The organism is Rhodanobacter sp. FW102-FHT14D06 (genome assembly GCF_043950705.1).
Lineage (GTDB): Bacteria > Pseudomonadota > Gammaproteobacteria > Xanthomonadales > Rhodanobacteraceae > Rhodanobacter.
This window is the reverse complement of sequence record NZ_CP170722.1, coordinates 762,270-775,523: the sequence shown is the minus strand read 5'-3', so window position 1 is coordinate 775,523 and position 13,254 is coordinate 762,270. Positions and strand designations below refer to the sequence as shown.

Genomic DNA, 13,254 nt, shown 5'->3' with positions numbered 1-13,254 from the left:
GATCAGCGCACGCGTTCCACGTGCACGCTGCCGTTGCAGCCGGACACGTACATCAGCCAGTTGCCCATCATCGAGGGTTTGACCTTGGTCGAGGGATTGTCGGCAGTCATGCACGACACATTGTCCGACCCGATCTGCCGCCAGACCTGTCCGTTGTCCAGGGTGTACTCGTTGTTGCCGCTCCAGCCGTCGAAGTGGCCCTTGATGCGGGTCTCGATCTTCTCGCGCTTGGCATCGCTCGCGTAGAACACCGGCTTGCCGCTGGCACTGACCATCTTGGTGGTGGTCTTGGCGTGCGTGCGCAGCCAGGCGTCGAGATTCTGCAGTTCCTGCGGCGAGAGTTTGTCCAGGCCAGCGGCCTTGAACTCGGAAGGACTCATGCGTTGCTGCAGGTCGCCGGACGTCTGCTGCGCGTACACGGCGCAGCACGGGAGGGCCAGCAACAGCGGGAGACAGCGTGCGCGGAAGGACATGGGGATTTCCTCGAAGCCGGAATGGCGAATCCCGATTCTGCCCGCCAAGCGGCCCGAGGCCAAGCGCCGCAGGCCGCCCGCCGCGACCATGCCACTACAATGGCCGCCATCATGGCCCCGCGCACTCATTCAGGCAGCCTCGCCGCATGGCGCAAGCGCGCCGACACGCTGTCACCCGATCTGGCCGATGCGCTGGAGGCCTGCGGCGAGCATCCGGTCGACCAGGCCGAGTGCGGCGACACCCTCGACCTGCTCGGCATGCTCGGTTGTGACGCGTCGACCCAGGCGGCGGCGTTGTGGTTCGAGCTGGCGCGCGTCGATCCGGCGTTGTGGGCTGCGCGCGGCCCGGGCCTGCCGGCGGACGTGCAGCGCCTGGTCGCCGGCCAGCAGGCGGCCGAACAGGTGTGGACCTTGCACGCGCAGCGCGCACCCGGCGGGGCGACCGAAGGCCTGCGCCGGCTGTTGCTGGCGATCGTGCGCGACCTGCGCGTGGTGTTCGTGCTGCTGGCGCGCCAGCTCGCGCGGATGCGCGCCGCGGCGTCGCTGCCGCCGGAGCAGGCCGCCGCGCTGGCGCGGTTGAGCCGCGACATCCATGCCCCGCTGGCCAACCGGCTCGGCATCTGGCAACTGAAATGGGAGCTGGAGGACCTGGCGTTCCGCCACCTGCAGCCGGACACCTATCGCCGCATCGCCAAGCTGCTCGACGAGCGCCGCGTCGATCGCGAGGCATTCATCCGCCAGTCGCTGGACGAGCTGAAACAGGCGCTGGACGCCGCCGGCCTGCAGGCCGACTTGGCGGGGCGGCCCAAGCACATCTACTCGATCTGGAAAAAGATGCAGCGCAAGTCGCTGGATTTTTCCGACCTCTACGACATCCGCGCGGTGCGCGTGCTGGTCGACAGCGTCACCGAGTGCTACGCCGCGCTGGGCGTGGTGCACGCGCTGTGGCCGCACCTGCCGAACGAGTTCGACGACTACATCGCGCGGCCCAAGCCCAACGGTTACCAGTCGCTGCACACCGCGGTGGTCGGGCCGCAGGGCAAGACGCTGGAGGTGCAGATCCGCACCCACGAGATGCATCGCGCCAACGAACTTGGCGTGGCCGCGCACTGGCGCTACAAGGAGGGTGGCGGCAGCGACGCCGAGTTCGAGGCCAAGATCGCCTGGATGCGCAAGCTGCTGGAGCCGCGCAGCGGCGACGACAGCAACCTCGCCGCCGAGCTGCAGACCGAGCTGCTGGAAGACCGCGTCTACCTGCTCACCCCCAAGGGCGAGGTGTTCGACCTGGCACGTGGCGCCACCGTGCTGGATTTCGCCTACCTGGTGCACACCGAGGTCGGCCACCGCTGCCGCGGCGCCAAGGTCAACGGCCGCATCGTGCCGCTGACCTTCCAGCCGCAGAGCGGCGACCGCGTGGAGATCCTCACCACCAAGGTCGCCGAACCCAGCCGCGACTGGCTCTCGCCGCACCATGGCTACCTCAACACCGCGCGGGCGAAGGACAAGGTGCGCGCGTGGTTCCGCCGCATCGCGCACGACGCCAACCTCGGCGTCGGACGCGCCATGCTCGAGCGCGAACTGAAGCGCCTGGCGCTGCCCGCCGCCGACATCGGCAAGCTGCCCGCCCAATTCCACCTGCAGACGCAGGACGAGCTGCTGATCGCGCTGGCACTGGGTGAGGTCACGCCCGGCCAGATCGCCCGCGTGCTGCAGGAGTCCGTGCAACCGCCGCCGCCCGCGCCGGCACCGCCGCCGGCGCGGCCGGCCACGCTGGACCAGGGCACGCTGAGCATCGAAGGTGTCGGCAACCTGCTTACCACGCTGGCGCGCTGCTGCCAGCCGCTGCCGGGCGACGCGGTACGCGGCTACATCACCAAGGGCCGCGGCGTTTCAGTGCATCGTGCCGATTGCGGCAGCCTGGCGCGGCTCGCGCGGCGCGACCCGGACCGGGTGATCGAGGTGAGCTGGGGCCACGTCGCCAGCCAGGCTTACGAGGTGGACATCGAACTGCGCGGCTACGACCGCAAGGAGCTGCAGAAAGACGTCACCAACCTCATCAGCAACGCCGGCACCCACATCATCGCCTCGTCCAGCCGCTCGCGTCCGCAGACCGGCGAAGTGGAGATGCGCTACACCCTGCGCGTGCGCGATTTCGAACAGCTGTCCACCCTGCTGGGCAAGCTGCTGGCGCTGCCCAACGTCACCGAAGTGCGCCGCATCAGCGCCTAGCGCGGCGCCGGGGCGCCGGGCGCCGCGCCGCCCTCGCCAGCAGCGCTGGACGCTGAACGCCGGTATCGCGCAGGCCGGGCCGTCCGGTCGCGCGATGTTAAGCTGCGACCGCTTATCGCCAGTGCCATGAATCATGAGCAGCCGCCGCAACCCGCATGATGCCCGGCCACCGAACCGCAGCGAGCCCACCCTGGGCGACCTCGATCAGGTGGAGGGCAAGCCGCGCGCGTCCGCTGCCGATGGCCTGCCGCGGGTCACCGTGGAAAGGCGTCGTGCCCGCGGGATTCGCACCGCGGCATCGCGCGGGCGTCGCGGCTGGCTGCTGCCGATCTTGATCCTGCTGGTCGTCGCGCTCGGCGCGGCGCTCTGGCTCAGCCAGAACCGGCTGCGCGGCATGCTGCCGCGCACCGACCTCAACAGCGTGCTGGCGCAGGCGCAGCAGGCGCTGGACGCGGGCCACCTGGATGGCGAGGACGGCACCAGCGCGCGCGAACTGTTCCAGCAGGTGGCGGCCAGCGAGCCGGACAACGATCGCGCCCGCGACGGCCTGCGCCAGGTTGGCCAGGCCGAGTTGTCGCAAGCCGATGCAGCGCTGCAGGCAGGCCGGCTGGATGAGGCCACCCAGCGCGCCACGGTCGCCCGCGAACTGCTCGGGGGCGGGCGCGACGTGGATCGCCTCGACATGCTCATCCGCCAGGCGCAGGCGGGCCAGATGCACACCGGCGACCTGGTCGACCAGGCCAAGCAGGCATTGGCGCAGGGCAAGCTGGATGGTGCCGACGGCGCCGGCGCGCTCTACCAGCGCGTGTTGCGCACCGACCCGGACAACGCAGTGGCCGCGCACGGGCTGGACCAGGTCGCCAACGCGCTGGCGGTGCAGGCACACGACGCGCTGGAGGCGGGCGACCTGGCCAAGGCCGATCCGCTGGTGCTGCAGATCGCCGCGCTGCGGCCGAACAACGGCTCGCTGCCGGCGCTGCGCGCGCTGCAGGCGCAACGGCGCCAGCAACAGGATGGCGCGGTAAAGGATGCCATTGCCCAGGGCCGTGAGGCCTTGCGCGACGGCCGCATCGCCGGCTCCGGCGACGACACCGCGCTGGCGCACTTCAGGGCTGCGTTGGCGCTTGATCCGGACAGCGAGGAGGCCAAGGCCGGGCTGGGCGACGTGGCGCAGGCGCTGACCGTGCAGGCGAATGCGGCGATGGATGACGGCGATCGCGCGCAGGCGGCCAAACTGCTCGGCCAGGCGAATGCGCTGGCGCCGAAGTCGGCCGATCTGGCCGCCGCCCGCGCGCGGCTGCAGAGCAAGCCGCCGGCGAGCAAGCCACCCGCGGACGAACCCGCCGAGACGGTGCACGCGGCCGACGAGGCCCCGGTAGTCGCCGCCGCGTTGTCGCCGCAGCAAAGCGCAGCCGTGGCCCAACTGGTGCAGCGCGCGCAGCAGGCCACCGCCAGCGGCAACATCATGATGCCGCCCGGCGACAGCGCGTACGACCTGTACCGCAGCGCGCTGGCGATCGATGGCAACGACGTGCTTGCGCGGCAGGGCCTGCAGGCCTTGCCGGGCCGGGTCGAACAGTTGTTCAAGCAGGCCCTCGCGGCCGGCCAGCTGAAGCAGGCCGGCGACATGCTGGCCAACCTGGGCGAATTGGCGCCGGGCGATCCGGCACAGCTGGGGCTGAGCAACCAGCTGGCCAGCGCCTGGGTCGATCGGGCCCAGCAGCAGCTCGATGGCGGCGACCGCATCGGCGCCGGCCAGTCGCTCGCGCGCGCGCGCAAGCTGGCGCCCAACCATCCGCGCGTGACCGAGCTTGCCGCGCGACTGCAAGGCAATCCGTGAGGCCGACATGACGGTGCTGGTCGTCGGCGGCAGCAGCCAGATCGGCCACTTCCTCCTGCCGCACCTGCGCGCCACCGGTGAGCCGGTGCTGGCGCTGAGCCGGCATCCGCGGCCCGCGCGCGACGGGGTGCAGTGGCTGCGCGGTACCCTGCCGCACGACATGCCGACGTTGCCCGAACTGTCGGCAATCATCAGTTTCGGTCCCTTGCTGGCGCTGGCCGAATGGCTGGCCCATGCCAGCCTGGTCGGCGCGCCGAGGGTGGTGGCCACCAGTTCGATGAGCGCCGAAAGCAAGCGGGATTCGGTGGTGCCGGCCGAGCGCGCGATCGCGCGCCAGCTGCGCGAGGGCGAGGCTGCGCTGGCCACCGCCTGCGCCCGCCACGGCTGCGCGTGGACCGTGCTGCGGCCAACCCTGGTGTATGGCGCCGGGCTCGATCGCAGCCTCACCCCGATCGCGCGCCGTGCGCTGCGCACGCGGTTGTTTCCGATCCCGGCCGCGCGTGGCCTGCGCCAGCCGGTGCATGCCGACGACGTCGCGCAGGCAGTGCTGGCCGCGCTGGATTGTCCCGCCTCGGCGGGACGCATCGTGCCGATCGGCGGCGGCGAACGGCTGCCGTATCCGCAGATGTTCGCGCGCGTGCGCGACAGCCTGCCGCGCGCCACCGTGACAGTGCCGCTGCCCGCCTGGTTGTTGCGGCTGCTTGCTCGCACGTGCCCGCCGCTGCGTGGCCCGCTGAGCCGGCTGGACCGCGATCTGGTCGCCGACAACGGCGAGTTGCAGCGCTTGCTGGGCATTCACCCGCGGCCGTTTCGGCCGGATGCCGGCATGTGGATGCCCCGGGGGGCAGGATCACTTTTCGCGAGCGAAAAGTGACCCTGACCCCGTCCCGGGCCCCTCACGCCGCTCGCGCCGTGCCCGCGCCACCACCCTCGTGCCACGAATTTGCCCGCAAAACCGCCGCGGCGTTCATGGGCGCGCCGGGATGCACGCCCTATCATCGGGAAACCTGATCGCCGGATTCCGCCGCCCTTGAGCTTCCTCGACCGTACCCGTTCCCTCGCCCGCCGCAGCTGGCCGTGGCTGCGCATTCCGTGCTGGATCGGCCTGGGCCTGCTGGTCGGTTTCGTGTTGCCGTACGTGCTGGTGCTCAACAAGCGCGTGCAGGATCGTTTCAACGACCTGGTGTTCGCGGTGCCCACGCGGGTGTATGCGCGGCCGCTGCCGCTGCAGGCCGGCGAGCCGATGACCAGCGCCGCGCTGGAACTGGAACTGACCTTCGCCGGCTACAGCCACGACGGCAAGGGCCAGGTGCCCGGCAGCTGGATGAAGCAGGGCAGCCGCTACACGATCTCCTCGCGTGGCTACGCCGGCCCCGACGGCGGCGAGTTGCCCAAGCGCATCGTGGTGACCCTGGGCGGCGGCGAGGTGGCCTCGGTGCACACCGCGGCGGACAAGCAGCCGATCAAGCAGACCCATCTCGACCCGGCGCGCATCGCCACGCTGTACGGCGCCAGCCAGGAGGAGCGACGCTTCGTGCAGTTGCGCGACGTGCCGCCGCTGCTGGTCAAGGGCCTGCAGTCGGTCGAGGACCGCAATTTCAAGAACAACATCGGCATCGACTTCGGCGCGATCGCGCGCGCGGCGCTGGCCAACCTGCGTGCCGGCCACACCGTGCAGGGTGGTTCCACGCTGACCCAGCAGCTGGTGCGCAACCTGTTCCTGAGCCGCGACCAGACCTTGACGCGCAAGATCAACGAGGCGCTGATGTCGCTGCTGCTGGAGGCGCACTACAGCAAGGGGCGCATCCTGGAGGCCTACGTCAACGACGTGTTCCTGGGCCAGCAGGGGGCGCAGGCGGTGCACGGTTTCGGCGCCGCGTCGGAGTTCTATTTCGGGCGCCGGCTGCAGGAGCTGCGGCCGCAGGAGATCGCCTTGCTGGTCGGCCTGGTGAAGGGGCCGAGCTACTACGACCCGCGCCGCGCACCCAAGCGCGCCCTGGCGCGGCGCAACCTGGTGCTGCAGGAGTTCTTCGACACCGGCCTGATCAGCGCCGCGCAGCTCAATGCGGGCCAGGCTGCGCCGCTGGACGTGATCAAGAACGGCCAGCTGCCGCACAACCGCTTCCCCGCGTTCATGGATCTGGTGCGCAAGCAGATCACCACCGACTTCGACGAGAAGGCGTTGCGCGAAGGCAACCTGTCGATCTTCACCACGCTGGACCCGGCCGCGCAGCTGTACACCGAGCAGGCGATCACCAGTTCGCTCAAGGGCCTGGGCAAGCGCGGCGACGGCGTGCAGGCGGCGGCGGTGGTGACCGATGCGCACACCGGCAGCGTGCTTGCCGTGGTCGGCAACCGCAATCCGGGCGAGCCGGGTTTCAACCGCGCGCTGGACATCCGCCGGCAGATCGGCTCCACGATCAAGCCGTTCGTCTACCTGGTCGCGCTGACCCAGCCCGAGCGCTGGAACCTGGCCAGCATGATGGACGACAGCCCGATCAGCATGCGCCAGCCCAACGGCAGCATGTGGACGCCGCAGAACGACGACCACCGCAGCCACGACCCGCTGATCATGGTCGACGCGCTGGCGCATTCGTGGAACCTCGCCACGATCCACCTCGGCATGGCGGTGGGCTTGCCGCGCATCCGTGCGTTCCTCGAATCGTTCGGGCTCACCGACGTCAATCCCAGCCCCTCGCTGCTGATCGGCGCGCTGGACCTGTCTCCGCTGCAGGTGGCGCAGCTCTATCAGTATCTGGCGGCGGATGGTCACGCCTTGCCGCTGCTGGCGGTGCGCGGCGTGCTCGACGGCAGCGGCCGCACGATCAAGCGCTACCAGGTGCAGCCCGGTCCCGGCGAATACCAGGAGGCGGTGCGGCTGACCACCTGGGCAATGCAGCAGGTGGCCGAGTACGGCACCGCCAGCGCGATCGGCAACTCCGCGCTGGCTTCGCTGCACGCCGCCGGCAAGACCGGCACCAGCAACGACATGCGCGACAGCTGGTTCGCCGGCTTCACCGGCGGCCACCTGGCGGTGTTCTGGATGGGCCGCGACGACAACAAGCCGACCACGCTGTTCGGCGCCAGCGGCGGCTTGCGCGCCTGGCGCGACCTGTTCGCCAAGCTGCCCACCACGCCATTGTCCGCCGCACCGGGGCCGGGCCTGGAAATGGCCTGGATCAACCCCGCCGATGGCCGCCGCACCGAGCCGCAATGCCAGGGCGCGCAGCAGGTGCCGGTGGTCGCCGGCAGCCTGCCGGCCGATGCCGAGGGCTGCTTCTGGCAAAGCCTGTTCGGCGGCGACACCGCCACCCCCGCTCCCTCGACCACCACGCCGTGACCATGCCCATGACTTCCCGACGCCTCGCGCCGCTGCTGCTGTCGGCGCTGCTTGCCACCCTGGCCGGCTGCAGCCTGTTTCGTTCAGCGCCGGCGCCGGCGCCAGCGGTCGCGCCGGAGCATGACGCGGTGGCGGCGATCCGTGCCGCCGGCGCGCACGACGATTCGGTCATCGACGTGAAGCCGCTGCGCGACCCGGCCGTGGATGCGCTGATGGTCCAGGCGGAACAGGACGAACGCAGCGGCAACTACACTGCCGCCGCCGCCACGCTGGACAAGGCGCTGCAGATCAGCCCCGATGCGCCCGACCTACTGCAGGAGCGCGCCGAGATCGCGATCCGGCTGAAGAATTTCGTGCGCGCCGAAAAGCTGGCGCACAAGTCGTGGACGCTGGGCCCGCGCCTTGGTCCGCTGTGCGCGCGCAACTGGCAGACCATCGTCGAGACCCGCTTGCAGGCGAACGACACGGTCGGCGCGTCGACTGCGCGCAAGTGGGTGCAGCAGTGCCGCAAGGCGGGTGTGCCCCGGTATTGAGCGGCGGCGCCCCGGCCGCTCAGAGCAGCGCCACCAGCAACAACACGATGCCGGCGAGGCTCACCGCCCAGACCAGCGTGCGCAGGTAGGGGATGCCGGCGGCATACACCGGCACGTAGAGCACGCGTGCCCAGAAATAAAGTTGCGCGCCGAGCACGGTGAGCGGGTCGTGCTGCTGCATCACCTGCGCGGCCAGCACCGCGGCGGCGAACAGCGGAAAGGTTTCCAGGAAGTTCGCGCGGGCACGATCGAGTCGTCCGCCGACGCCGGTCAGCGGCGGCTTCACCTCGTCGCGCGCGCTGGCGATCCAGCCGAGCCCGCGCTGGCCGATCGAACAGCTCGCCGCCAAGGCGATCTGCACCAGCCCCAGCACCACACTCCACAGCAGCATGCAAAGTTCGGTCGTCACGACGTACTCCTCCGGCGATGGTGGGCGCATGGTGAATCCAGCCGCGGCTTCTCGCCAGTGGCCCCAGGCTACGCCGCGCGGCGGCTGCGATCCTGCCGCAGCAGGCTTTCGACCCGCTGCAGCGGAATCCGGTCGCCGGCGTCGCGGCCGTAGTAGGCCTCCACGATGCGGCCGCGGCCGTCGATCAGGAAATCCGCCGGCATCAGGTTGCCGGTGTTGAGGCCGGCGAAACCGACCAGGCGCAGGCCGCGGATCAGGGTCGGCACCCGCGTCACGATCGCCTTGAACTTGCGCCACAGCGAACGCTCGATGCCGTAGACCTCGTGCGCACGCGAGGTGGGGTCGGCCGCCAGCGGAAACGGCCGCGGGCGGTGGCCGGCGAAGCGCAGCACCTCGGCTTGCGAGGCGCTGAACACCGCCACCACGTCCAGCCCGCGCTCGGACAATTCCTGGTGCCGCTGGGTCAGCTCGTAGATGCGGAAATTGCAGAACGGGCAGGCCGCATCACGGAAAAACGAGAGCAGGGTAAGCCGACCGGGTTGGCTGGTCGCGATGGCCTGGCCGTGGATGTCGACCAGGTCGAGTACGGGTGCGGTTTCGGGTGCGAACAGTCTCACGGCTGCCTCCTTGGAGTGGCGGGCGGGTGGCATGCCAGTGGATGCGCCGGCCACCGTCGCGGTTCCCGCGCCGCTTTGTCGACGGCGGTCGCTCGGCCATAATCGGCGGATGATCGCTCCCGACGACAAAGTGTCCGACGACGACGTCGGCGCCTTGCTCGGTGCCGACGGCCCGTTCGCCCGCGAGCTGCCGAACTTCGCGCCGCGGCTGGCCCAGCAGGCGATGGCGCGGGCAGTGCAGCAGGCCATCGCCGGGCGCGACACGCTGGTTGCCGAGGCCGGCACCGGCACCGGCAAGACCTACGCCTACCTGGTGCCGGCGCTGCTGTCGGGCGAGCGGGTGATCATCTCCACCGGCACCAAGGCGCTGCAGGACCAGCTGTATTTCCGCGACCTGCCGAAGGTGCGCTCGGTGCTGGGCGCACGCCTGAAGACGGCGCTGCTGAAGGGTCGCGCGAATTATCTCTGCCTGTACCGGCTCGAGCAGACCGTGCGCGATGGCGGCAGCCTGGCGCCGGCGCAGGCCGCGCAGCTGGCGACGATCCGCGCCTGGTCCGCGCGCACCCGCCGCGGCGACCGCATGGAGCTGGCCGAGGTGCCGGAGGAGTCGCCGCTGTGGCCGCGGGTCACCTCCACCGCGGAAAACTGCCTCGGCGTGGAGTGTCCGTTCTACGAGGACTGCCACGTGTTCAAGGCGCGCCGCGAGGCGATGGAGGCGGACGTGGTGGTGGTCAACCATCACCTGCTGTTCGCCGATCTGGCGCTGAAGCAGGAAGGCTTCGGCGAGATCCTGCCCGGCGCGGCCGCCTTCATCCTCGACGAGGCGCACCAGATTCCCGAGCTGGCCGGCCAGTTCTTCTCGCAGAGCCTCAGCGCGCGCCAGCTTACCGACATGGCGCAGGACACGCTGACCGAATGCAGCGGCGTCACCGGTGCGATCGGCCTGCTGCTGGAGCCGGTCGAAGCGCTGCAGGGCGCGCTGCGCAAGCTGCGCCTGGCGATGGAGCCGTTGCCCGCGCGCGGCGCCTTCGCGCTGCTGGAAGATCGTGCCGAGGTGCGCGCCGCGCTGCACGACCTCGGTGAGCTGCTGGCCACGCTGACCGAACTGCTCGCCTCGCAGGCCGAGCGCTCGCGCGGTCTCGCCAACCTGCACGAACGCGCCGCGCTGTTCGGCGGGCGGCTGGAGCGTATCATCGAGACGCATGGCGACCAGGACGTGCGCTGGTACGAAACCTTCCCGCGCGGCTTCGCGCTGTACGCCACGCCGCTGGATCTCGCCGCGCCGATGCGCGGCCTGCGCGAACGCACCCAGGCGGCGTGGATCCACACCTCGGCCACGCTGTCGGTGGCCGGCAACTTCGACCACTTCGCGCGCCAGCTCGGCCTGGACGAGCCGCAGACACTGAGCCTGGACAGCCCGTTCGATTACGCGCACCAGGCGCTGTGCTACCTGCCCGCTGGCCTGCCCGACCCGAACGCACGCGACTACACCGAGCAGGTGATCGAGGCGGTGCTGCCGGTGCTGCAGGCCTCCAACGGCCGTGCCTTCCTGCTGTTCACCTCGCACCGCGCACTGCGCCGCGCCGCCGAGCTGCTGCAGGACAAGGTGCCATGGCCGCTGTTCGTGCAGGGCAGCGCGCCGCGGCCACGGCTGCTGGAGGAGTTCCGCGCCAGCGGCCACGGCGTGCTGCTCGGTGCGGCCAGTTTCTGGGAAGGCGTCGACGTGGTCGGCGAGGCGCTCAGCGTGGTGGTGATCGACAAGCTGCCGTTCGCCGCGCCCGACGATCCGGTGCTGATGGCGCGCCTCGCCGCGCTGGAACAATCCGGCATCAATCCGTTCATGGGCTGGCAGGTGCCCAGCGCGGTGATTGCGCTGAAGCAGGGCGCCGGCCGGCTGATTCGCAGCGTGCACGACCGCGGCGTGCTGGTGCTGTGCGACCCGCGCCTCACCGGCAAGGGCTACGGCAAGCTGTTCCTCGCCAGTGTCCCGCCGATGCCGCGCACCCGCGAGCTGGCTGACGTGCAAGCCTTCTTCGACCTGCCGTCGTAGGGCGGGCGCCGCCCGCCAGCCTTTGCTTCACAGACCCGGCCGAAGACCCGCGCTGGCTGCCGGCACGCCCTGACAGCCGTCGTGTTGCCCGGGCAGCTACGGATTCGGATATGGCAGGGTTCGAGGCACGACCTTGAGGGAAAAGTCGATGTAGCGATGCTCGGCCGGTACCGTGTTGTGGCCGACCCACTCGCCGCTGCGGGTCCACACGGACTCGTCCGGACTGATCGTCATGCCGCCGGCGGGCAGACCCTGCGTCATCTGGTCGGGTCGGTTGCGCGGGCCATCGCAGAGCGTCAGCGAATGATTGATGAACTCGGATTCGCCGGCGTCGTAGGTTCTGACGGCAAAGGCCGAATAGACGCTGCCTTCCAGCGACTCCGGCGACCTCTCCTCATGCTTGCGAGTGCCATCGGTGCTTGCGACATCGAGAGTCCAGTTGCCGGACATCGGCGCATCAAAACCCACTTCAATGCAGGTGCCGTCGCCGTCCGGCATGGTTCCATCGCGGGTGGGGACGGACAGCGTGATCCCCCGCAGCTTGCCGCTGGCCTGCACGGTTTCCTTCGTGGTGATGGTTTCGCCGTGTACCACGGCACGCCCGGTGCGCAGGCCCTTCAGGCTCACCGTGCCGGACGCAGGGGCGGGAAAGGGAGGCAGTTCGTCTTCGCGCGCTGGATGGAACATGTACTGGTTGTAGCCGAACTCCTTCCATGTACAGGCGAGCAGGTCTGCGGAGCCTTGGACGAGCGCGTGCATTTCGGTTCGATTGCTTGCGGTGCCGTCGTTGTCGTTGAATTCGTTGAGGTAGTCGACGCGGTAGCGCAATTCCACGTGCACCTGGATCAGGCGCGCAAAGGGAACAAGCGCGCCGGTTTCGGCATCGACCGAACTGCAGGCTTCCGACAGGTCAGGGCTGTTGGCGGGGTTTGCCGGTGGTGCTTCCCCGGCATCCTGCGGTTGCATGCACGCGGCGAGGGGAACGGCGAGCAGGATTGCCAGCGTGACGAGCTTGTTGCGTTTCATCCGATTCCATTCGTACCGAGGTCGAGGCAGGCGGCGCAGATGATACGGGAACAGGGCGCGGCTCGTTGACCCGCATTTCGCGAACCGGCAATCAGGATGCAGGCCTGAGCCGGCGGCGGCTTGAGGTCTCCGGAACAGGAACAAGGGAACAAGGGGACGAAGGCAATGAGAGCTCCTTGTCCTGTCCTTGTTGATACTCATCCCTTATCTGCATGGCCGGGGAGCGGCGGGCAGCGCCCGCCCTGCACGTGACGCGCCGGGATACGATGGGCCGCAACATCCGACGCGACAGGACAACGACATGGCCAAGGTCACCGGATTGGGCGGCATCTTCTTCAAGTCGCGCGATCCCGCCGCGCTCGCGGCGTGGTACGCGAAACATCTCGGCCTGGATGCCGAGGCATGGGGCGGCGTGCGCTTCGACGAGGACGAACAGCGGCCCGGCTACACGCTGTGGTCGCCGTTCGCGGCCGCCACCAGCTACTTCGGCGCGGGCCCGCAGTCGTACATGATCAACTTCCGCGTCGACGACCTCGACGCGCTGCTGGCGCAATTGCGCGCCGATGGCGTCCAGGTGGACGAGCGCGTCGACGAAAGCGAGTTCGGCCGCTTCGGCTGGATCACCGATCCCGAAGGCACCCGCATCGAACTGTGGCAACCGCCGGCCCAGGCCCCGACGGCGGCTTGAAGTTCGCCGCTGCCGCCGGCATCTGGACAGGACGTGCTGCTGCACGCCA

The 13,254-nt window shown here is 69.9% G+C and carries 11 protein-coding genes; 7 read left to right on the top strand and 4 right to left on the bottom strand.

What is annotated here, in order from left to right; translation table 11 throughout:
* Positions 1-2: 2 nt before the first annotated feature.
* Positions 3-473 carry a hypothetical protein gene (locus ACFCQI_RS03890; RefSeq protein ID WP_395120070.1) on the bottom strand — a complete coding sequence of 157 codons (471 nt, stop codon included), beginning with the start codon at positions 471-473 and terminating at the stop codon, positions 3-5.
* Between the two features lie 111 nt (positions 474-584).
* Between ACFCQI_RS03890 and ACFCQI_RS03885 the strand changes: the two genes are divergently transcribed.
* From ACFCQI_RS03885 to ACFCQI_RS03865, 5 genes are all read left to right on the top strand, one after another.
* On the top strand, positions 585-2,702 hold the full coding sequence (locus ACFCQI_RS03885; protein WP_395120069.1) for a bifunctional (p)ppGpp synthetase/guanosine-3',5'-bis(diphosphate) 3'-pyrophosphohydrolase: 2,118 nt from the start codon (positions 585-587) through the stop codon (positions 2,700-2,702).
* Positions 2,703-2,835: 133 nt separating this feature from the next.
* On the top strand, positions 2,836-4,542 hold the full coding sequence (locus ACFCQI_RS03880; protein ID WP_395120068.1) for a hypothetical protein: 1,707 nt from the start codon (positions 2,836-2,838) through the stop codon (positions 4,540-4,542).
* Positions 4,543-4,549: 7 nt separating this feature from the next.
* Positions 4,550-5,416, top strand: coding sequence for an SDR family oxidoreductase (locus tag ACFCQI_RS03875; protein ID WP_395120067.1), 867 nt, complete (start codon positions 4,550-4,552; stop codon positions 5,414-5,416).
* A gap of 156 nt (positions 5,417-5,572) precedes the next feature.
* Positions 5,573-7,882 carry a penicillin-binding protein 1B gene (mrcB, locus tag ACFCQI_RS03870; protein WP_395120066.1) on the top strand — a complete coding sequence of 770 codons (2,310 nt, stop codon included), beginning with the start codon at positions 5,573-5,575 and terminating at the stop codon, positions 7,880-7,882.
* A gap of 2 nt (positions 7,883-7,884) precedes the next feature.
* A complete protein-coding gene (locus tag ACFCQI_RS03865) occupies positions 7,885-8,415 on the top strand; it encodes a tetratricopeptide repeat protein (RefSeq protein ID WP_395120065.1) in 531 nt (176 codons plus the stop codon).
* A gap of 19 nt (positions 8,416-8,434) precedes the next feature.
* Here ACFCQI_RS03865 and ACFCQI_RS03860 read toward each other — a convergent pair whose 3' ends face one another.
* Complete coding sequence (locus ACFCQI_RS03860; protein WP_395120064.1) at positions 8,435-8,824, bottom strand: MAPEG family protein; 390 nt, start codon at positions 8,822-8,824, stop codon at positions 8,435-8,437.
* 68 nt (positions 8,825-8,892) lie between these two features.
* Positions 8,893-9,441 (bottom strand): redoxin domain-containing protein, encoded by a 549-nt coding sequence (locus ACFCQI_RS03855; RefSeq protein WP_395120063.1) that lies wholly within the window; start codon positions 9,439-9,441, stop codon positions 8,893-8,895.
* Between the two features lie 109 nt (positions 9,442-9,550).
* On the opposite strand from ACFCQI_RS03855, the gene ACFCQI_RS03850 reads away from it, so the two are divergent.
* Positions 9,551-11,491 carry an ATP-dependent DNA helicase gene (locus tag ACFCQI_RS03850; protein ID WP_395120062.1) on the top strand — a complete coding sequence of 647 codons (1,941 nt, stop codon included), beginning with the start codon at positions 9,551-9,553 and terminating at the stop codon, positions 11,489-11,491.
* Between the two features lie 96 nt (positions 11,492-11,587).
* Here ACFCQI_RS03850 and ACFCQI_RS03845 read toward each other — a convergent pair whose 3' ends face one another.
* Complete coding sequence (locus tag ACFCQI_RS03845; RefSeq protein WP_395120061.1) at positions 11,588-12,517, bottom strand: hypothetical protein; 930 nt, start codon at positions 12,515-12,517, stop codon at positions 11,588-11,590.
* Positions 12,518-12,818: 301 nt separating this feature from the next.
* Between ACFCQI_RS03845 and ACFCQI_RS03840 the strand changes: the two genes are divergently transcribed.
* Positions 12,819-13,205 (top strand): VOC family protein, encoded by a 387-nt coding sequence (locus ACFCQI_RS03840; protein ID WP_395120060.1) that lies wholly within the window; start codon positions 12,819-12,821, stop codon positions 13,203-13,205.
* The last annotated feature ends 49 nt before the right edge of the window (positions 13,206-13,254 follow it).